This window comes from Rhizobium sp. YTU87027, from assembly GCF_050644135.1.
Lineage (GTDB): Bacteria > Pseudomonadota > Alphaproteobacteria > Rhizobiales > Rhizobiaceae > Rhizobium.
In genome coordinates, this window is sequence record NZ_CP098440.1 from 1,444,297 (window position 1) to 1,463,245 (window position 18,949).

Genomic DNA, 18,949 nt, shown 5'->3' on the forward strand with positions numbered 1-18,949 from the left:
CGCATCCGCCTCGCATGGCCCGGCGCCATCTCTCGGACGCAGCTAGGTTTAGCAGCATTCGATCCAAGGCATTGGGACGGCGGGATCGTTTGGAGCGCCATTCAGCGAACGAATTCGGATCGCCGCGAGCATCGCCGCCAAACTCCGAGGACGATGAAAATGGAACCACTCGACTTCCGACCGTCGCTGTTGTGGCACAGCCGGCTTCGGAAGCGCGTTGGCAAATCAGTGAGTCGGCAAACGACGCTTGGCCGCCATAAGGAGATCGAGTTCCGTGGCAGATGGCCCGAACTTTTCGTAAAGGCGCTTCGCTTCGGTTTCCTCGAGACGATATTTCCTGGCAAATTCACCGAGGCTGTAAGGTCGCCCGCGCAACACTTTTCGGGTCGTTGTCGGTGTGGCTGTGGTCACGCTGGTCATCGCGTTCTCCTTGGTTGTATAAGGGGCTAGCTAGAGCGTCGCGTGACTTTGTGAAGATGTCGAATGGTCCTCGGAAGGGATTGATTCGATTTAAGTTTTTTTCGGGAACCTTCTGACGCTTCGTGCATTTATAAGGCGAGATTATGAGCCGCGCCAAGCGGACACGGCGGCGCGAAAGGATGCCCGGATTTTTCCGCTTTCCCGGGTGGCCAACGAAGCGGCACTCGAGCTTTCGCCCGTCCGGTTCATGGTCTCGTTTCCCCCAACTTTGACAAAGCGCCTTCGGGCGCTTTTCTTTTGTGGTCGCTTCACATTGCGAGTGCCGAGCTTCGCAATCAGGGTGAAAACCCGGTGGGAGGCGAAACGGCGGATGGGCCGTCAGCTGACTTTTCAGGGCCATTCGCAAGAAATGTGCCTAATGCACAGGGAACGATGATTTTTTGGTTGACCGCAATGGGGCACCTGCATATGTTCCGCGCACTTCCAGCCGGGCGAACCACTCGGCTCCAGGGAGAGCGTAGCTCAGCCGGTAGAGCAACTGACTTTTAATCAGTAGGTCTCGGGTTCGAACCCCGACGCTCTCACCAACAAAATCAAAGACATAGTATGGATTCGCGGTGATGAGCGCCTCGCCGCGGTCTCGCTCGCTTGCTACCGAATAGCTGCAGGAGAGGCCGGTGCTCGGCCTGGACCCACCGCACACGCGCTCGACCGCGTGGTTGCCACCCGTTTGTCCTCGTTCGGTCACTGAGGCCGATCGGTGGTAAGGGCATGAAACACGGCTAAACGAATTCCGTTCGAACCGCGGCGCGAAAATCAAGCCCCTTCTCGTATGCGATGGTCTCTGCGGGCAAATGCCCATTTCATTGTCGCTACCTGTCCGCAGATCGTTTTCGTGTCCTTGCCCCCAATTCCAATGCGCGACCTATCAATGTGACGTCGCCTTCCGGCTGGCCAACAACAGAATATAGTCGTCCGCCGCATCCGCGATGGCCATCGCGACCTCCGCCGGCGCCCATCCCTTTTGCTGCGCATCGCGGATGATCTGATGGAGTGCGGGTTCAACGTCGGCACGGCAATCGAGCAGACGTTGGTCATGGGTGGTGTCATTATGGGCCGACTGTAGATTGATCATGGCTGGAACCCCTCTCATGTGAAGGAGTTACCATGACATAGATTGCAGGTTGAGCAAGCAAATGCTTAAGGAAAGGCTGCGATTTCGTTGGGAATGAGCTTTTTCGTACACATATGCGGGGTCGGCAATACGATTCACGGCATAATCGGCCGCTAATGCTCTTCAGAGTGTGGTCGGTTTCGCTAGCCGCAGAAGACGTCGACCCTTCAGAGTCAACAAAACTGATCGTATATTGGTATTGTTATTACGTGGCTGATATGGCCGAATCTCTCAAGATTGGTATGCATTTTCGCACGATCGTATGAACTGATAAATACGGCGCTTGCTCTGCGCTCTATCGCGGAATGCGATGCAAGAGGCTTCCCTTCTGAGATGCGCGCTCAGGAGGTCTCATAGACCTTCGAAAACACTGAAGGAGTTACTCGACATAATGTCGAGTTTTTTAAAATCTGCGCCCAGTGGTTGTGGTAAGTTGATTTAGGGCGGATTGTTGTCGCCAAGTGGACCGGCAACGCTTGACCGAACTTAACGACGGGTCACGTCAACTGGTCTCGCCTCACACGTCTTCAGGCGAACATTTGCGTTGCGCAACCAAACGGATCGCCTATCTTTTTTCTTGTGGGAGAGTTGAGTCTATGCGAGCGCAAGGTTTGCAACATCGTTCGGGTTCCAGGCCTGTCTTCAGGCTACCGATCACTTGTCGCTCTTGTGGGTAGCCTCGTTCGCAGAGCCGCTTCAATTCCCTCGCTAGCGCGGACTCTTGTTTTTTCGTTGGAAGGAAAATCATATGGAAGACGCAGGCGTAGGTTGGGTAGCCGCTATCATTATCGGTGGCATTGCCGGGTGGCTCGCGGAAAAGTTCATGAACAGCAACATGGGTCTGTTGATGAACATCATACTCGGTATTGTGGGTGCAATTGTCGCCAATGCCATACTTTCGGGATTGGGAATCACGCTTGCTGGCTGGCTCGGTTACCTAATCGCTGGTTTTGCCGGCGCGTGCCTGCTCATTGCCGTTGGGCGGGTCATTCGTCGCTAGACGACAAATCAAAAGCCGGGCGCCGATACGCCCGGCCCTCGCCTGGTCAAATGCCGATCGATCTTATCGACGGCTCATCAATCCGAAAAGATAGGCGACGCCGGCTGTCACGGCGAGCGCGAAGATCGGCTCCTCCCGTACCTTGTCGCGCAGTCGTTCCGTCATGACCGAGGCTTCGTCGGCTACGGCGGTCTTGGCGCCGTGTCCAAGCGCAACAACGCTTTCGGACAGGCGTGCAAGGTCCTCACGCAATGCTGCGACCTGTGCGGAAAGGTCGTCTGCCGCGATCTCCGCCTTCACACGCGCGGTTGCTGACTGGGCGGAGGCGGTTTTCATATCGGCCATGGTCTGCTCCTCTTTTCCGGATGTTGTTCAACGATTTAGTCCCGGGAAAGGTTCCGGCATCCGGGATCTTTTGCGGCGCGAGGCGCTCCTGCAGGGTTGCAGGTATAGCGCAGATGTTTTCGCGCGATAACCCTTCATTTCCTGCCGGCTTTGTTCTAAGGAACGTCGAAAGCTTTGCCCGCGAACGGGCGAATATAATGCGAGGTTTGCGTTTCGATGTTCGATCTTCTGAGAAGAGCTGCTCATACCTGGGTTGCCAAGCTCCTCATGCTGCTTCTGGTCGCCTCTTTCGGCATCTGGGGCGTGTCACGGTCGCTGATATCAGGTGGCAGCAGCACGACGGTCGTCAGCGTTGGAGACCAGCACGTCGACGTCAACGAATTTCGTCTGGCTTATCAGCGACAGGTCGCAAATCTCAGCCAACAGTTCGGCATGCGCCTGACGCCCGACCAGGCTCGCGCCTTTGGCGTCGAACAGCAGGTGCTGGCACAGCTCGTCGCCGGCGCATCGCTCGACCAGTTGGCGGACGACATGAACCTTGGCTTGTCGCAGGATCGGCTAGCGCAGTTGATCGGTGACGACCCGGCCTTCAAGGCGGTCAACGGCCAGTTCGACCGCACGCTCTTTACGTCGCGACTGCGCAATGCCGGTATCCGCGAGGACGACTACATCAAGGAGCGCAGCAAGGTTGCCGTCCGCAGCCAGATCGTCGACGCTATCTCGAACGGATTCACGGCGCCGAAGACGCTCGTCGATGCGCTCAAGCTTCATCGCCAGGAAAGCCGTGGGATCGATTACCTCCTGCTGACCAATGCCAATATCGAGCCGATCAAGGCGCCTGCCGAGGATGTGCTCGCCAAGTGGTTTGAAGGTGCCAAGACGCGCTACCGCGCGCCGGAATACCGCAAGGTCGCTTTCCTCAAGCTTCAGCCGGAGGATATCGCCGATGCTGCGTCTGTTACGGACGATCAGATCCGCGAGGATTTCGAAAAGCGTAAGGACAGCTTCCGCACTCCCGAGACCCGTACGATCGAGCAGCTGACCTTCCAGAACAAGGATCTTGCCAACGCTGCCGCGACCGCGTTGAAGACCGGCACGACGTTCGATCAACTGGTGACCGATCAGGGCAAGACGGCAACCGACGTGTTCCTGGGTGAGTTCTCCAAGGACAAGGTTCCTGATCAGGCCATTGCCGATGCGGCCTTTGCAGTGTCGAAGGACGGCGGAACGACACCTGTTGTCGATGGTACCTTCGGCCCGGTCATTCTCCGCGTCAGCAACATCAAGCCCGAGAGCGTGAAGAGCCTTGACGAGGTCAAGGAAGAGATCCGCAAGCAATTGGCCGTCTCCAATGCCTCGCAAGAACTCATCAACGTACACGATCAGATCGAGGATCTGCGTGGCTCTGGCTCGACGCTGGAACAGATTGCAGAGCAGCTCAAGCTGAAGGCAGTCGTGATCGATGCCGTCGATGCCACTGGTCTCGACAAGGATGGCAACGAGGTCAAGGATATTCCGGCCAAGCAGCAGGTTCTTGGCGCGGCCTTCCGGACCGACGCCGGCGCGGACGCCCCTTCCCTTTCGATCGGTACGGACGGCTATCTCTGGTTCGAAGTCCGTGATGTCACACCGGAACGCGACCGCCCACTGAGCGAAGTGCACGATAAGGCCGTCGCCGACTGGACCGCCGAACAACAGAAGCTCGAACTTGCCAAGAAGGCCGAGGAACTGAAGCAGCAGGCACAGAAGGGAACATCGCTCGCCGATATCGCCGCGCCGCTTGGCATTGCGGTTGAAAGCAAGAGTGGCATCACCCGTGGCACGGATGACGCCGTTCTTGGCCGCGCAGGTGTCAGCGCCGCATTCTCCGGCCCGATTGACACGATTGCCAATGCCGTCGGCGCCGACCCGACAACGCAAATCCTTCTCAAGGTCACTGAAGTCAACACGGAACCGACGGGTGACGTGCTCAACAACCAGGACCAGCAGATCACAGCAACGGCAAACGCCGCCGGCGACGACATTCTCGATCAGATGGTCAACCTGCTGCAAACGCAGTACGGCGCATCGATCAATCAATCTCTCGCCGATCAGGCGGCAGTCCGCTAAAGGGAACAGAAGCGCATGACCGATCTGAAGCCGCTTTTGGCGAAGGCTGCGAGCCGCGAGCCGCTGACACGTGAGGAGGCCCGCGAGGCTTTCGAGATTCTGATGTCCGGTCAGGCGACGCCTTCGCAGATCGGCGGTTTCCTGATGGCATTGCGCGTCCGCGGTGAAACCGTCGACGAGATTGTGGGCGCCGTCACGACGATGCGCTCGAAGATGCTGACCGTCGATGCACCGCCTGATGCAATCGACATTGTCGGGACCGGCGGCGACGCAAGCGGGACCTACAATATCTCGACGCTGGCCGCCCTTATCGTCGCCGGTGCTGGTGTACCTGTGGCGAAGCATGGCAACCGGGCCCTGAGCTCGAAATCGGGTGCGGCAGACAGCCTCGCCGCTCTCGGCGTCAAGCTGGATGTAACCCCTGAGGTGATCTCGCGGTGCATTCGCGAGGCTGGTGTGGGATTCATGTTCGCCCAGCAGCATCACTCCGCCATGCGCCATGTTGGCCCCACGCGCGTCGAGCTTGGCACGCGCACCATCTTTAATTTGCTCGGCCCCCTCTCCAATCCGGCTGGTGTCCGCCGCCAGTTGCTTGGCGTCTACGCGCCGCAGTGGGTCGTCCCGATTGCCGAGGTCATGCGCGATCTCGGCTCGGAAAGCGTGTGGGTCGTTCATGGTAACGGCCTCGACGAAATCACAACAACAGGAAAGACGAGTGTCGCCGCACTCGAGGGCGGCAAAATCCGCACCTTTGAATTATCACCATCAGATTTCGGTGTTGAGCCCTGCCGCTTGGAGGCTATCAAGGGCGGAGACGGCGTGGTGAATGCGGCCGCTCTGCGCAACGTGTTGAGCGGCGCGAAGAATGCCTACCGCGATATCGCGCTTGCCAATGCGGCCGCCTCCTTGGTGATATCTGGCAAGGCTCAGCTACTCGAGGACGGAATGCGGCTTGCGACGCAGTCCCTGGACAGCGGAGCGACGGCCGCGGCGCTCGACAAACTCGTCGCTGTGTCGAACGACATCGACTAGGATAGATCCATGACCGACATCCTGAAGAAGATCGAACTCTACAAGCGGGAAGAGATCGCCGCCGCAAAGGCGAAGGTATCGCTGGCTGATCTAAAGGCGATGCAGGCGGATCAATCGGCGCCGCGCGGCTTTTACCGCTCGCTCGTTGCGAAACGCGAGGCCGGCCAGTACGGTCTCATCGCTGAGATCAAGAAGGCCAGTCCCTCCAAAGGACTGATCAGACCCGACTTCGATCCACCGTCGCTAGCCAAGGCCTATGAACTTGGAGGCGCGGCATGCCTTTCGGTATTGACTGACACGCCAAGCTTCCAGGGCGCGCCGGAGTTTCTTATGGCGGCGCGTGCAGCGTGTTCGCTGCCGGCGCTGCGCAAGGATTTCATGTTCGAGACCTATCAGGTGCAGGAAGCGCGCGCCTGGGGCGCCGATTGCATTCTGCTGATCATGGCCTCGCTCTCGGACGACGACGCAAAGCGCCTTGAGGATGAAGCCTTTGGGCTCGGTATGGATGTGCTGGTGGAAGTCCACGATGCCGAGGAGATGGAGCGTGCGCTGAAACTCTCCTCCGCGCTCGTTGGCATCAACAATCGCAATCTGCGAACATTCGAAGTCGGCCTTGAGATCAGCGAGAAGCTCGCGCCGATGGTTCCTGGGGATCGTCTGCTGGTGGGCGAAAGCGGCATTTTCACGAACGCAGATTGCAAGCGCCTGCAGGCAGTCGGCATCAACACCTTCCTGGTCGGCGAGAGCCTGATGCGCAAGGAAGACGTTGCAGCGGCCACGCGCGCACTACTCTTTGCCGAAGCCGCTCAGGCGGCCGAGTGATATGAGCGGCGGCCAATCCGGTCTCACACACATTGACGCCTCCGGCGAGGCGCACATGGTCGATGTCGGCGACAAGGTCGAGACCACAAGGGTTGCGACCGCCGAAGGCCACGTGCGAATGGCGGCTGCAACCCTTGATCTCATTCGGGCGGGCAATGCGAAGAAGGGTGACGTGATCGGCACGGCACGCCTGGCCGGCATCATGGCGGCCAAGCAAACGAGTAATCTCATCCCGCTCTGCCATCCCTTGATGCTGACGAAAGTTTCGGTCGACATCACGGAGGATGCCGATCTTCCTGGTTTGCGCGTCACTGCAACCGCGAAGCTGACGGGCAGGACGGGCGTGGAAATGGAAGCCTTGACAGCCGTTTCTGTTACCTGCCTGACGATATACGACATGGCCAAGGCGGCGGATAAGGCCATGGAAATCGGCGGCATCAGGTTGCTCGAAAAATCAGGCGGTAAGTCTGGAGATTTTCGTCATCCGGAGTACGGCAAATGAGCATGCTGCCCGTTGCTGAGGCACAGGATCGCCTGCTGTCACGCGCAAAGCCGGTCCAGACGATTGAAACTGTTTCCTTGCCGGAGGCCGAAGGCCGTGTACTGGGAGCTGATGTTAAAGCGAGGCTGACCCAACCCCCTTTCGACGCATCCGCGATGGATGGGTACGCCCTGCGCCGTGACGACGCCCCGGAGCCCGGCGCCGAACTGAGGCTGATAGGCATGTCGTCCGCCGGTCATGGGTTCGAGGGTGTTATCGGCAAGGGTGAGACTGTTCGGATCTTCACCGGCGCCCCGGTTCCGCCGGGCGCTGATAGCGTGTTGCTGCAGGAGGATGCAGAGAAGATCGAAGGCGGTATCAGGACGACATTCCCTGTTCGTCTTGGTCAGCACGTCCGGCCTCGCGGTCAGGACTTTCTTGAAGGCGAAGCGGTGCTCAAGGCAGGCACTGCGCTGGATTTCTCCCGCCTAACAGTGGCGGCCGGAATGAACCATGCCACCCTTGAGGTCCGGCGCAAGCCGGTGGTCGCGTTGCTTGCGACAGGCGACGAATTGCTTCCACCCGGAAGCTCGCCGGCTCCAGCGCAGATCATTGCGTCTAGCACCTTCGGCATCGCTGCCCTGGCACGCAAGGCTGGAGCCGAGGTTCTTGATCTCGGGATCGTGCCCGACGACAAGGCGGCGATTTCGGCGGCGATCGAGCGCGCAAGGCGGGCCGAGGTCGATGTTATTGTGACACTCGGCGGAGCCTCGGTCGGCGACCACGATCTGGTACAGGCTACGCTCCTCGCGTCGGGTATGAAGCTCGATTTCTGGCGGATTGCGATGCGCCCGGGCAAACCGTTGATGGTGGGCAGCCTCGGCGAAGTGCATGTCCTTGGCCTACCCGGAAACCCGGTATCAAGCCTGGTCTGCGGGCTGCTGTTCCTTGAGCCGCTGATTCGCAAGCTGGCCTCACTGCCGCCGGTCAGACGCGACGCGACTGTCGAGGCGGCTGTAACGCTCCGTGCCAACGATCAGCGGCAGGACTACGTCCGAGCCACACTGTCGCAATCGTCAGCAGGCGTGCTGGCGGCAAAGCCGTTTGCCAAGCAGGACTCGTCCATGATGAAGATATTTGCCGAGGCCGACTGCTTGATTGTTCGGTCGCCTCATGCACCGGAGCTCCGTGCGGGGAGTCCCTGCCCGGTGATGTTGCTAAGGCCCGACCTTCTCGACTGACGCGGCCGAGCCTCATTTGCGCTGGGTATTTTCCTGGGAACAGAAGCAGGATTGAGATGACGACGGAGCTTGTCAAGGACACACAGGCCATGCTCTCCGGCATGACGCCGACACTCATGGGGGGCGAGTTCGTATTCTGCGCGACATCTGACGACGATGTCGCTCGGCTTGCGGCGCCCGATGCACTCGCCTGGTTTCGCGAGCGCGAAGGAATCTCCGTGATCCTCTCGAAGCAGCGGGCCGCGGAACTCGGTTTCAATTGCGATACGCCGATGCGGCGTATCGTTCTCGAAGTTTTTTCGTCGCTGGAAGGTGTCGGCCTGACAGCCGCCGTTGCCTTCGCGCTGGCAGCCCACTCAATCCCATGCAACATGGTAGCAGCCTACCACCACGATCACGTTTTCGTTCCTGCCGCGATGGCGGATTTGGCGCTTGAGGTCTTGCTGAAGCTGCAAGAAACGTCGTCGAATCGAGTGTCCTCGTTGATCAGGACTCCGCTAGAGTGAACACCCCGCCGATCGCCCCCTGCCCAGTCGAACCGTCGCCGAAATCGGGGACAGCGTATTCAGCCACCAGCCTTAGGGCTGCCAGTGGCAGCGACTGCCTGCGTGGATCTCCGATGAGCACGTCAATGCCTGCCTTGCGACTGGCCACAAGGAACGGCAAGACCCTCGCTGCCAGCCGGGCATCGTAGAAGACGTCCCCCGCTAGGATGACATCGACATCCGGTGGAGCGCCGGCGAGCACATCGGCGCTCGTCACTTCGATTGCGACGCCGTTCGCTTCCGCGTTGAGACCGATTGCTGCGATCGCGTTCGTGTCGATCTCCGCGGCAAGTACGTGGGATGCTCCGCACTTTCGAGCCACGATCCCAACGATACCGGACCCAGAACCGAGATCGAGGACGCGGCGATCGCAAATGATATCCGGATACTTCAGAATATGCCGCGCAAGCAGCGTTCCGCCGGCCCAGTTGTAGGCCCAGTACGGCGGCGAATCGTCCGCATCGTTGGGTCTGAGACGTGAGAGCCTGCTTCCGGGATGAGCCGTATAGAGGACTATCTCCGATAGGCCGGGTGCTGGCTTCAGGTGAAGGTTTTCGACGATAAAGGCGCGAACGTCTGATAAGGGGAGAGCGCTGCGACTTGGCTTAGCCTCACGACGGTGCTGTCCGCTCATCCTCTTCCCGCTCGGCCAATCAATAATTCTTCATCGCCAGATGCGGCATGCCGCCATCGGCGAACTCGTCGCCGAAAGCAACGAATCCGAAGCGTTCGTAGAGCGCTATTTTATCGCTTTGTGCCGTCAGGTAAAATCGGTTCTCGCGGGCGGACCGATGCTCGTTCATCGCATAGGTCAACATTGCGCTCGCGACGCCGTGTCCGCGCCATGGCTTACCGACGGCGACGCGGCCGATCTTCACATGCTCGTTCGTATGGATGATGCGGAGCGTCCCGCAGACCTCGCCGCCTGCAACAGCGACGACATGATGCGCCGTCAGGTCGAGCGCATCAAACTCTTCATCGTCAGGGACTTTCTGTTCGGCGATGAAGACCGCACGTCGGAGCTTGAACGCCTCATTGCAAAGGGTACTGAAAACAGGAACCGTCAAGACGATCGTATCTGTCATTGTCTTCTCCCCCTATTTCTAGCGGAGGCGCAAAAGCTGCGCCGCCGGCGGGATGACTATCCCTTCTTTTTCGAGAACTTTGGCTTCGCGCCGCTACTGCCCTTGCCCTCGAACTTCGGTTTGCCCGGCTTCTTGGCCCAGGGCTTTGAGTCGCGTCGCTCGTCGCTCCCGCCCTCGTTGCGGGCTTCCTTGCGGAACTTGCCTTTTGCGCGCTCATCGCTGAATTCACGACGCTCGCCAAAGGCCTTTTTGCCGGCATAGGCTTTGGAAGCCGCCGCGGGCTTGCTGAAATCGGGCGTGCCGTTGAGAGGCGTGACGCGGATGCCACGCTCCATCGTCTTGTTTGGACCGATCGACTGCAGGAAGGTGTCGGCGCTGTCCGCTGAAATCTCGACGTAGGTTTCGTCGGGCTGCATCTTGATCGCACCGATCTCCCGCTTCGTCAGATTGCCGTTCCGGCAAAGCATCGGGATCAACCAGCGTGGCTCTGCATTCTGCTTGCGACCGACCGATATCGAAAACCACACGCTCGCGCCGAAGTCATCGCGGGGACCTTTCTGATATGGCTCGCGTGGACCGTCGGTATGCTCGCGGCGCTTGCCGCCGCGGCTATCCTGGACCGAGACCTCGATCAGATCCTCCGGTGCAGACTGGTTGGACCGGTAGAGATTAACGAAGGCGGCGGCGAGCTTTTCGGCGCCATGTGTATCGAGGAGCCGCTGGACCAGGTCCCGCACGTCCTCGCTCGGAGCCTCCTCGAAGATGGGATCGGCAAGCAGCCGCGCCTCGTCACGTGCTGTGACCTCTTCCGCTGACGGCGGACGAGCCCAGGCGGCCGAGATGCCGGCATTGTCGAGAAGGCGCTCTGCCTTGCGGCGCACGTTCAGCGGTACGATCAGTGCACTGACGCCCTTGCGGCCGGCGCGACCGGTGCGGCCGCTGCGATGAAGCAGGGTTTCCGGATTGGTCGGAAGGTCGGCATGAATGACAAGGTCAAGGCCCGGAAGGTCGATCCCGCGGGCGGCAACATCCGTTGCGATGCAGACACGCGCACGTCCATCCCGCATCGCCTGTAGCGCATGGCTGCGCTCGTTCTGCGTCAGTTCGCCCGACAAGGCGACGACGTTGAAGTTGCGATTGTGAAAACGCGCAGTCAGATGGTTGACCGCCGCGCGCGTCGAACAGAACACGATAGCGTTGGTCGCTTCATAGTACCGCAGGACGTTTATGATCGCGTTTTCGCGGTCGCTCGGCGACACGACAAGAGCGCGATATTCGATGTCCCCGTGCTGCTTTTCCTCGGTTGCCGTTGCGATCCGCACGGCATTTTTCTGATAGCTCTTCGCGAGCTTCGCGATGGCTGCCGGCACCGTTGCCGAGAACATCAGCGTGCGACGATTATCCGGGGAGGAATCCAGAATGAACTCGAGATCCTCGCGGAACCCGAGGTCGAGCATTTCGTCTGCTTCATCAAGCACGATAGCCTTGAGCGCGGATATATCGAGTGCGCCGCGACGGATATGATCGCAGAGGCGACCGGGTGTGCCGACAACGATGTGGGAACCACGTTCCAGCGCGCGGCGCTCGCTACGGATGTCCATGCCGCCGACGCAGCTGACGATCAGCGCGCCGGTCGCTTCGTACAGCCATTCCAGTTCGCGTTTGACCTGAAGCGCAAGCTCTCGCGTCGGTGCGATCACAAGGGCAAGCGGTTCGGCCGCGGGGCCAAAGCGTTCCGCGTCCTCGATCAGCGTTGGCGCTAGCGCAAGGCCGAAGGCGACGGTCTTGCCGGACCCGGTCTGCGCAGAAACGAGGGCGTCCGACGCGGCGAGAGCTGGGTCGAGCATGGACTTTTGAACCGGCGTCAGCTCGGTGTAACCGCGCTTCACCAACGCCTTGGCGATCGCCGGAACGACGCCGTTAAAATCTGTCATGTTGTCTATCTTTCGGAAGTCTCGCGCGCATGTTGCGCCTAGCCGGCAGTTGCCGGTGGAGAAGTTGGCCGTTCCTACCCGGTCAGGCGGCAAATGTCAAAGCGGATGTCCCTGCCATAGCCATACGTCGATGCCTTCGCTTCTGCCCCGAATGCGTGCCTTTGCGGGGCCTTCAAGCCGGCCGGTGCGAACGGGCGCGCTATCCGCCCCCGCCGCCTTCATCAGTGCGGTGCTCAACGCGAGTTCGACACCGTGCTCGGCAGCGACCTCCATCAGGCGGCTGGCGACATTCACGGTGTCGCCGGTTGCCGTAATTTGCTGGCGGCTGCCGGTTCCAAGTCGCGAGGCAACGACCGGACCACAATGAGCCCCAACCTTGAAACCGGTTTTTCGGCCGCTCAGGGCGGGATGTGCCGCAAGCCAGGGCCGCATTCGCTCGCACAGGCGAATGGCACACGCGGCGGCACGCGCGGCATCGTCATCGGCCGTTTGCGGCAACCCGAAGAGAATCATCGCGCCATCGCCCATGAAACTGGTGATTGCGCCACCATGCGAGCGCGCCTCCTCGTCAACGAGCTCGAAGAAATCGCTGAGAACTTCGCGGACATTGATCGCGCCAATTGCCTCGCTCAAGCCCGTGAAGCCGGAGAGGTCGATGAAGACGACCGCGGCGTCTTGCCGGACCGGTTTTGCGAGAAAGTTAGGATCGCGCGCGAGCCACTCACCCAGGCCCGGGGCCTCGATGCGCTGCAGCAGATCGCTTTGCGCCGCAAAGTATGCGGCCTGGCGACGATCGATCCAGATCTCTGCTGCACCGAAAAGCAGCACCGGCGGCAGCGCTGCTGCGATCGGCAATGCCGCACTGAACCAATAGCCGTGCGCGAAGGCGGCAATGTTCAGGCCGGCCCAGGCGAAAGCCACGGAGGCTATGATGGCATAGCCGATAGAGCTGCGCCGCCACGCAAGCAGGCTGATCAGCAGGAGCGGCAGAGCCACGGCTATCAGCGAATCGAGCAGACGCACATTATGGTCCCTGATGATGCTGTCGCCAGCAATCAGATGTGTCGCTGCCGTTGCCATTACCTCAACGCCCGGGAGCACCGGATCGAAAGGTGTCGGGAAGACATCGCCGCCGCCGGTCACAGTCGAGCCGATGACGACGATTCTGTCTTCGATTGCACTGGCCGGGAGCTTGCCGGCGAGCGCGTCTGCGGCACTGAATGTCGGAATTGTGCCGCGTGGACCATAGAAGGTAACCGGTAGCCGCTGCCCATTGTCGGTCGGCAAATGCCGGTCACCGAGCGCAAGGCCGCCGGGCGAGAACGCCGGATTAATACCCAGCGCCAATGAGGCGACCCGCAATGGAAATGAGGCATCGACCCGCTCGCCGCCGCGCGAAATCAGGGGGATGAAACGTGGTGTGCCTGACTCATCGGTGGCGACGTTGACGACGCCAATGGCCGCAACGTCGGAAAACCGGCTAAGGGGCAATAGCATCTTGCTGGCGGTCGGTATCGACGCCAGCGGATCATTGGTGTCGATACCGACCGCCTGTGTCTCCTTTTGGAAGACGCCGGCGGCGGCGATCACGCTGGGGGTCTGCTTGAGCGCCACGACAAGTGCGGCATCGCCCTCTTCCGGTCCGGGATCGACCAGCAAGAGATCAAGTGCTACGAGCTTTGGTTTCAAGGCATTGACGGCGTCCACTACGCGGGCGAGCGTCGCCCGATTGAGCGGATAGCCGTTGTCGGCGGCGGTCTGGTCGTCAATTGCAATGATGCTGGTAATCGGCGGTGGCTCCTTGGCGCCGATGACCGTGCTACGCAGATCGGTGAGAGACGCTTCGAGGCTGTCGAGGAAGCTTATGCCACCCGAAAGATGCATATAGCCAAGAAGCCCACCCCAAAGGGCGGAGAGCAATATAGAGATCGTGATCAGGAGCCTTTTGGCCTGCATCGGCGCTATTGGCCAAGGCGGGCAAGCAGAGCCGCGGCGCGAGCGGGGGGCCAGCGGCGGACGGTAAGCGGTCCGCTACCGCGCGCGACGTCTACGCCCTCACCTACATTCAATACGACGCGCTCTCCTGCCGATGGACGACCGACCGCCACACGTCCGCGTACGACAAAGACGGATGTCGTACTGTTCTTGACGTCGACAGCCCAGCGTGTGCCGCGCACGGCCGCGATCGCTTGTGGCGTAATCACCTCGAACCCGTCCGGCCGCCGTGCGCGGTCCACGTCAACGAGGACGGCCTTGTTCCGCAATGACACGGCGTCTGGCCGCCCATCGCGGTTGCGATCGACGAGATTGAAGCGCGCCCCACCCTCTGCTGTGATCGTGACGCCATCCGCGCAGCGCATGACTTGCCGTGACGTTCCCGTCACGCGCTCCATGGCGCATCCGCTCGTTTGTGCCAATGCCGCATCAGAGGTGAAGAGAAAGGTCGCGCTACCCCAGGCGGCTGCGGCGAAAAGCAGTCTCGAGTTTACAAGCATATCCGTCCCCCCGATCGAACGACATTGCGTGTAGCGGCCAATCATGCCCTGATTGCTGCAGCACGCATGCCCAAACGTCAATGACTTTCCTATGCTATGAGAAGCTTCTCAGGTACTTCGACTGCAGGTCCAGTATAGCGTGCTCTTGGACGAATGAGATGGCCGCTCTCGACTTGCTCCATGGCGTGAGCCAGCCATCCCACGGTTCGTGCAAGCGCGAAGATGACAAGAGGGGCATCGTCAGGAAGATCAAAAGCTGCGCCCATGGCTGTTAGCGCGAAATCGATGTTGACACCTTCTCCTATGATTTCTTGCCCCGCTTCTGCCAGTTCGGCATAGGTTGGCGGCAAGGAGAAATTGGACATTAGCGCCTTCGCTCTAATGTCACCGTCCGGATACAGAGGGTGGCCGAACGCAAGGAGCGCCCTTCCCTGCGTCAGCGCCTGCCGTACTGCCTGGCTGGCCCCACGCGCATTGACCTCTGCGATTAAGGAGACGACGCTCCGCCAGGCGCCCCCGTGGAGCGGTCCGGTCAAGGTCGAAAGGCCTGAGAGGACGGCAGCGGACAGTGTCGCGCCTGAAGAGGCGGCCACGCGTGTGGCGAAGGTCGATGCGTTGAGTTCGTGATCGGCAAGGAGCACCAATGCGCGCCTGACGCAATCGGCCGCTTCGGGCCTTCGCCAACCCATGGCGAGGCGTAAATGCAAGGGCGAAGCCGTTCTATCCGGTGTGAGCGCACTCGCCACAGTCGACAGAATGCTTTCCGCTTCCGTCTTCAGCACCTTAGGCGACCGTCCAAGGGTCGGCAGATCGCGGGTGACGCGCCGTGCGAGCAGAAGAAATGCCTGCTCCAACGAAGGGGGGGCTTCCGGCTCCATGCTGGGTGCTGCTGCAATCGGTTCTGAATTCCACAGAAACGCGGCGGTCTCTTCAAGCGTCGCATGTTCCGCCCAAGTCGTCGCATCGCGGCCGCGATAATACAGCCGGCCATCCAGAATTGTCGAAATGGCTGATGGCAGAATTGGGTCACCCCACTGGATGGTATCTGCCGCGACCGTCTCGGTCTTGCGCCGACCAGCGTGGCGTTCGGCGAGCCGCATGACGTCGGCCGCGTTGTAAAGACTGCGCCGCGGGTCGCTGGTATCCGCCTTGGCCCGGATCCGGCCGCGGCTCACATTGGCGTAGAGCGTTTGCGGTTTTGTGCCGAGTTTCTCAAGCGCCTGCTCGGCGGTTAGCCAGGACATCCTGCCCTCTTACATTGATCAATTTCATCAAGATTGACGTCAATCAATTTAGGTTCGATCCTATTGCACGTAAAGGAGAAACATTATGAATAACGGTTTGGAAGATGTCATCGCAACTGAAACGCGGCTCTCCGATGTGGACGGCGAAGCAGGTCGCCTGGTTATCCGTGGCCTGTCGCTCGATCATCTCGTGTCGACATCAACCTATGAAAGTGTGGCTGCTCTGTTGCTCGACGGCCTGACGGAACGGCGTTTCGGTGCAGCAGAGCTCGGCAAGTGGCTGGGCGAAATGCGGTCAGGCTTGTTCGCCCATGTGACGGTTCTTGACACGGAGTTGCTGGCATTGCCGCCTGTGGACGCCATGCGCGCTCTGATCGCTCACCTGCCGGATGATGAGGACTTTGAAGCAGTACTCAGATTACTAGCCGCCCCAGCGGTTTTCCTACCAGCGATCCTCCGCATGCAGAGCGGCAAAGAGCCGGTAGCGCCTGATGGTTCCCTGTCGCAGGCGGCCGACATCCTGCGCATGTTGACTGGCCAGTTGCCGAGTGGGGAGCAGACGGCTGCGCTCGACGCCTATCTTGTGACGATCTCGGACCACGGCCTAAACGCCTCGACCTTCGCATCGCGTGTCATCGCCTCGACGCGTGCCGGCCTCACCTCGTCAGTGCTGGCGGCGATAAGTGCGCTCAAGGGCCCGTTGCACGGCGGTGCTCCGGGTCCCGTGCTGGATATGTTCGATGCGGTCGGGACCAGCGAAAATGCGCGCGACTGGCTTGGCGACGCATTGGACCGCGGCGAACGCTTGATGGGCTTTGGCCACCGCATCTACCGGGTGCGTGATCCGCGCGCCGATGCCCTGAAGCAGGCTCTTCGGCCGTTGGTCCTAACCGCGCAGGTCGACAGACAGCAGATCGAATTGGCAGAAGCCGTGGAGCACGCGGCGCTCACCATCCTTAAGGAACGCAAGCCGGATCGTCCGCTGGACGTCAATGTCGAATTCTACACGGCCTTGCTGCTCGATGCGCTGGGTTTTCCGCGTGAGTCCTTCACCGGCGTGTTCGCGATCGGCCGGACGATAGGGTGGATCGCGCATGCGCGCGAGCAGGCGCTGGAGGGCCGACTTATCCGGCCACGTTCGGTTTATGTTGGGCCGCTGCCGGAAGCTGCGTAATCGTTGATACAAAAACAGCCGGGAAACGGTCGTGCTGCGGCTTTGGCTCATCCGCTGCAAGATTGCGACGGCACACCAATTGAAAAGACCGCCGCGTCGATTGACGAGGCGGTCTCTTGGCAATCAGACCAGGCGGCTCTGCTCGGTCGCCGCTTCGATGAAGCTCGCGAAGAGCGGATGCGGGTCGAGTGGCCGGCTCTTCAGTTCCGGATGGTACTGGACACCAATGAACCAGGGATGATCCGGATATTCGATCGTCTCGGGCAAGACGCCGTCCGGCGACATTCCGGAGAAGACGAGACCGCAGTCTTCCAAACGATCCTTGTAATCGATGTTGACTTCGTAGCGGTGGCGATGGCGCTCCGAAATGTCGGTTGAGCCGTAGATCTCGGAGATCTTGGTGTCCTTTTTCAGCGCAGCCTTGAAGGCGCCAAGGCGCATCGTGCCACCGAGATCGCCCGAAGCCGTGCGCTTCTGCAGCTCATTGCCCTTCACCCACTCGGTCATCAAACCGACGACCGGTTCTTTCGTCGGACCAAACTCGGTCGACGAGGCGCTTTCCACGCCGGCGAGATTACGGGCTGCCTCGATGACGGCCATCTGCATGCCGAAGCAGATACCGAAATACGGCACCTTGCGTTCGCGCGCAAAGCGAGCCGCATGAATCTTGCCTTCCGAGCCACGCTCGCCGAAGCCACCGGGAACCAGGATCCCGTGGACCTTTTCGAGGTAAGGCGCCGGATCTTCCTTTTCGAAGATCTCAGACTCGATCCATTCGAGCTTCACCTTGACGCGATTGGCAATGCCGCCGTGATGCAACGCTTCGATCAGCGACTTATAGGCATCCTTGAGGCCGGTATACTTGCCAACGATCGCGATCGTGACTTCGCCTTCCGGCGTGCGGATACGGTTGCAGACCTCTTCCCACTGGTCGAGGCGCGGCTTGGGCGCCGGCTCGATGCCGAAGGCTGCGAGCACTTCGTTGTCGAGGCCTTCCTTGTGGTAAGCGATCGGAACATCGTAGATGTTGGCGACGTCGAGCGCCTGGATGACGGCGGACGGGCGGACATTGCAGAAAAGCGAGAGCTTCCGGCGCTCGGCTTCCGGAATCTCGCGGTCTGCACGCACCAACAGGATGTCGGGATGAATACCGAGTGCCTGCAGTTCCTTGACCGAATGCTGGGTCGGCTTGGTCTTCAACTCGCCGGCGGCCGGGATATAGGGCATCAGCGTCAGGTGGACGTAGATGGCAGTGCCGCGTGGCAGATCGTTGCCGAGCTGGCGGATCGCTTCCATGAACGGCATGGCCTCGATGTCGCCGACCGTGCCGCCGATCTCGCAGATCACGAAGTCGTAGTCGTCATTGCCTTCGGTGACGAAGTCCTTGATCTCGTTCGTAACGTGCGGAATGACCTGCACCGTCGCGCCGAGGTAATCGCCGCGGCGTTCCTTGTCGATGATGTTCTTGTAGATGCGCCCGGTGGTGATGTTGTCGGTCTTGGTCGCTGAGCGCCCGGTGAAGCGTTCGTAATGCCCGAGATCGAGGTCGGTTTCGGCACCATCGTCGGTGACGAAGACTTCGCCGTGCTGGGTCGGGCTCATGGTGCCCGGGTCCACGTTCAGATAGGGGTCGAGTTTGCGAAGCCGCACCCGATAACCACGGGCCTGCAGCAACGCTCCGAGAGCCGCGGCCGCAATTCCTTTACCGAGAGAGGAAACCACGCCGCCAGTGATGAATACGTATCGCGCCATGGGAGTCACCGGATACCTTTTCAAAAACGATTCCACCAGCCCAAAAATTCATTTCCTGAACTTTTGGCGCCAGCGCGAAATCTGAACAAAAGAAAA

18 protein-coding genes and 1 tRNA gene are annotated in these 18,949 nt (G+C 60.3%); 9 read left to right on the forward strand and 10 right to left on the reverse strand.

Features of this window, described 5'->3' with window-relative positions; translation table 11 throughout:
- Positions 1–225: 225 nt before the first annotated feature.
- The gene (locus NBG89_RS07335) at positions 226–420 is read right to left on the reverse strand and encodes a hypothetical protein (protein ID WP_088692769.1); all 195 of its coding nucleotides are present in this window, start codon (positions 418–420) and stop codon (positions 226–228) included.
- 511 nt (positions 421–931) lie between these two features.
- Here NBG89_RS07335 and NBG89_RS07340 point away from each other — a divergent pair.
- Positions 932–1,007: transfer RNA gene (locus NBG89_RS07340), tRNA-Lys, on the forward strand.
- A gap of 341 nt (positions 1,008–1,348) precedes the next feature.
- Here NBG89_RS07340 and NBG89_RS07345 read toward each other — a convergent pair.
- On the reverse strand, positions 1,349–1,555 hold the full coding sequence (locus tag NBG89_RS07345) for a hypothetical protein (protein ID WP_088692770.1): 207 nt from the start codon (positions 1,553–1,555) through the stop codon (positions 1,349–1,351).
- Positions 1,556–2,342: 787 nt separating this feature from the next.
- On the opposite strand from NBG89_RS07345, the gene NBG89_RS07350 reads away from it, so the two are divergent.
- Positions 2,343–2,594 carry a GlsB/YeaQ/YmgE family stress response membrane protein gene (locus NBG89_RS07350; protein ID WP_088692771.1) on the forward strand — a complete coding sequence of 84 codons (252 nt, stop codon included), beginning with the start codon at positions 2,343–2,345 and terminating at the stop codon, positions 2,592–2,594.
- 63 nt (positions 2,595–2,657) lie between these two features.
- Here NBG89_RS07350 and NBG89_RS07355 read toward each other — a convergent pair whose 3' ends face one another.
- Positions 2,658–2,939, reverse strand: a complete 282-nt coding sequence (locus NBG89_RS07355) for a hypothetical protein (protein WP_007793703.1) — start codon at positions 2,937–2,939, stop codon at positions 2,658–2,660.
- A 216-nt stretch (positions 2,940–3,155) separates the two neighbouring features.
- On the opposite strand from NBG89_RS07355, the gene NBG89_RS07360 reads away from it, so the two are divergent.
- Genes NBG89_RS07360 through NBG89_RS07385 form a run of 6 tightly spaced genes read left to right on the forward strand, consistent with a single transcriptional unit; the run spans position 3,156 to position 9,130 of the window.
- Positions 3,156–5,048: a SurA N-terminal domain-containing protein gene (locus NBG89_RS07360; protein ID WP_431322265.1), complete on the forward strand. Its 1,893-nt coding sequence runs from the start codon at positions 3,156–3,158 to the stop codon at positions 5,046–5,048.
- Between the two features lie 15 nt (positions 5,049–5,063).
- Positions 5,064–6,080: an anthranilate phosphoribosyltransferase gene (gene trpD, locus NBG89_RS07365; protein ID WP_431322266.1), complete on the forward strand. Its 1,017-nt coding sequence runs from the start codon at positions 5,064–5,066 to the stop codon at positions 6,078–6,080.
- 9 nt (positions 6,081–6,089) lie between these two features.
- Positions 6,090–6,902, forward strand: a complete 813-nt coding sequence (gene trpC, locus NBG89_RS07370) for an indole-3-glycerol phosphate synthase TrpC (RefSeq protein ID WP_431322267.1) — start codon at positions 6,090–6,092, stop codon at positions 6,900–6,902.
- Between the two features lies 1 nt (position 6,903).
- On the forward strand, positions 6,904–7,404 hold the full coding sequence (gene moaC, locus NBG89_RS07375) for a cyclic pyranopterin monophosphate synthase MoaC (protein ID WP_431322268.1): 501 nt from the start codon (positions 6,904–6,906) through the stop codon (positions 7,402–7,404).
- On the forward strand, positions 7,401–8,624 hold the full coding sequence (locus NBG89_RS07380; protein WP_431322269.1) for a molybdopterin molybdotransferase MoeA: 1,224 nt from the start codon (positions 7,401–7,403) through the stop codon (positions 8,622–8,624). Before moaC ends, NBG89_RS07380 begins: the two co-directional genes overlap by 4 nt.
- Positions 8,625–8,680: 56 nt before the next feature.
- Positions 8,681–9,130: an ACT domain-containing protein gene (locus NBG89_RS07385; RefSeq protein ID WP_431322270.1), complete on the forward strand. Its 450-nt coding sequence runs from the start codon at positions 8,681–8,683 to the stop codon at positions 9,128–9,130.
- Here the strand turns inward: NBG89_RS07385 and NBG89_RS07390 are convergent.
- The 6 genes from NBG89_RS07390 to NBG89_RS07415 all read right to left on the reverse strand — a co-directional run bounded on the left by NBG89_RS07390 (position 9,111) and on the right by NBG89_RS07415 (position 15,927).
- Positions 9,111–9,803 carry a class I SAM-dependent methyltransferase gene (locus NBG89_RS07390; RefSeq protein ID WP_431322271.1) on the reverse strand — a complete coding sequence of 231 codons (693 nt, stop codon included), beginning with the start codon at positions 9,801–9,803 and terminating at the stop codon, positions 9,111–9,113. The genes NBG89_RS07385 and NBG89_RS07390 overlap by 20 nt on opposite strands.
- A 19-nt stretch (positions 9,804–9,822) precedes the next feature.
- A complete protein-coding gene (locus NBG89_RS07395) occupies positions 9,823–10,254 on the reverse strand; it encodes a GNAT family N-acetyltransferase (RefSeq protein ID WP_431322272.1) in 432 nt (143 codons plus the stop codon).
- 56 nt (positions 10,255–10,310) lie between these two features.
- On the reverse strand, positions 10,311–12,188 hold the full coding sequence (locus NBG89_RS07400) for a DEAD/DEAH box helicase (RefSeq protein WP_431322273.1): 1,878 nt from the start codon (positions 12,186–12,188) through the stop codon (positions 10,311–10,313).
- Between the two features lie 96 nt (positions 12,189–12,284).
- A complete protein-coding gene (locus NBG89_RS07405) occupies positions 12,285–14,144 on the reverse strand; it encodes a CHASE2 domain-containing protein (protein WP_431322274.1) in 1,860 nt (619 codons plus the stop codon).
- 5 nt (positions 14,145–14,149) lie between these two features.
- Positions 14,150–14,683, reverse strand: coding sequence for a FecR domain-containing protein (locus tag NBG89_RS07410; protein WP_431322275.1), 534 nt, complete (start codon positions 14,681–14,683; stop codon positions 14,150–14,152).
- A gap of 89 nt (positions 14,684–14,772) precedes the next feature.
- Positions 14,773–15,927: a citrate synthase gene (locus NBG89_RS07415; protein ID WP_431322276.1), complete on the reverse strand. Its 1,155-nt coding sequence runs from the start codon at positions 15,925–15,927 to the stop codon at positions 14,773–14,775.
- 85 nt (positions 15,928–16,012) lie between these two features.
- On the opposite strand from NBG89_RS07415, the gene NBG89_RS07420 reads away from it, so the two are divergent.
- Positions 16,013–17,101 carry a citrate synthase/methylcitrate synthase gene (locus NBG89_RS07420; RefSeq protein WP_431322277.1) on the forward strand — a complete coding sequence of 363 codons (1,089 nt, stop codon included), beginning with the start codon at positions 16,013–16,015 and terminating at the stop codon, positions 17,099–17,101.
- 123 nt (positions 17,102–17,224) lie between these two features.
- Here the strand turns inward: NBG89_RS07420 and NBG89_RS07425 are convergent, their stop codons facing one another.
- A complete protein-coding gene (locus NBG89_RS07425) occupies positions 17,225–18,853 on the reverse strand; it encodes a CTP synthase (RefSeq protein ID WP_431322278.1) in 1,629 nt (542 codons plus the stop codon).
- Positions 18,854–18,949: the final 96 nt, after the last annotated feature.

What these genes read in the sequence shown, in the direction of transcription:
- NBG89_RS07350 (WP_088692771.1), top strand. Translation starts at nt 2,343, where the DNA reads ATGGAAGACGCAGGCGTAGGTTGGGTAGCCGCTATCATTATCGGTGGC.
- NBG89_RS07395 (WP_431322272.1), bottom strand. Translation starts at nt 10,254, where the DNA reads ATGACAGATACGATCGTCTTGACGGTTCCTGTTTTCAGTACCCTTTGC.
- NBG89_RS07415 (WP_431322276.1), bottom strand. Translation starts at nt 15,927, where the DNA reads ATGTCCTGGCTAACCGCCGAGCAGGCGCTTGAGAAACTCGGCACAAAA.
- NBG89_RS07380 (WP_431322269.1), top strand. Translation starts at nt 7,401, where the DNA reads ATGAGCATGCTGCCCGTTGCTGAGGCACAGGATCGCCTGCTGTCACGC.
- NBG89_RS07355 (WP_007793703.1), bottom strand. Translation starts at nt 2,939, where the DNA reads ATGGCCGATATGAAAACCGCCTCCGCCCAGTCAGCAACCGCGCGTGTG.
- NBG89_RS07335 (WP_088692769.1), bottom strand. Translation starts at nt 420, where the DNA reads ATGACCAGCGTGACCACAGCCACACCGACAACGACCCGAAAAGTGTTG.
- NBG89_RS07405 (WP_431322274.1), bottom strand. Translation starts at nt 14,144, where the DNA reads ATGCAGGCCAAAAGGCTCCTGATCACGATCTCTATATTGCTCTCCGCC.
- NBG89_RS07360 (WP_431322265.1), top strand. Translation starts at nt 3,156, where the DNA reads ATGTTCGATCTTCTGAGAAGAGCTGCTCATACCTGGGTTGCCAAGCTC.
- NBG89_RS07390 (WP_431322271.1), bottom strand. Translation starts at nt 9,803, where the DNA reads ATGAGCGGACAGCACCGTCGTGAGGCTAAGCCAAGTCGCAGCGCTCTC.
- NBG89_RS07410 (WP_431322275.1), bottom strand. Translation starts at nt 14,683, where the DNA reads ATGCTTGTAAACTCGAGACTGCTTTTCGCCGCAGCCGCCTGGGGTAGC.
- moaC (WP_431322268.1), top strand. Translation starts at nt 6,904, where the DNA reads ATGAGCGGCGGCCAATCCGGTCTCACACACATTGACGCCTCCGGCGAG.
- trpC (WP_431322267.1), top strand. Translation starts at nt 6,090, where the DNA reads ATGACCGACATCCTGAAGAAGATCGAACTCTACAAGCGGGAAGAGATC.
- NBG89_RS07385 (WP_431322270.1), top strand. Translation starts at nt 8,681, where the DNA reads ATGACGACGGAGCTTGTCAAGGACACACAGGCCATGCTCTCCGGCATG.
- trpD (WP_431322266.1), top strand. Translation starts at nt 5,064, where the DNA reads ATGACCGATCTGAAGCCGCTTTTGGCGAAGGCTGCGAGCCGCGAGCCG.
- NBG89_RS07425 (WP_431322278.1), bottom strand. Translation starts at nt 18,853, where the DNA reads ATGGCGCGATACGTATTCATCACTGGCGGCGTGGTTTCCTCTCTCGGT.
- NBG89_RS07420 (WP_431322277.1), top strand. Translation starts at nt 16,013, where the DNA reads ATGAATAACGGTTTGGAAGATGTCATCGCAACTGAAACGCGGCTCTCC.
- NBG89_RS07345 (WP_088692770.1), bottom strand. Translation starts at nt 1,555, where the DNA reads ATGATCAATCTACAGTCGGCCCATAATGACACCACCCATGACCAACGT.
- NBG89_RS07400 (WP_431322273.1), bottom strand. Translation starts at nt 12,188, where the DNA reads ATGACAGATTTTAACGGCGTCGTTCCGGCGATCGCCAAGGCGTTGGTG.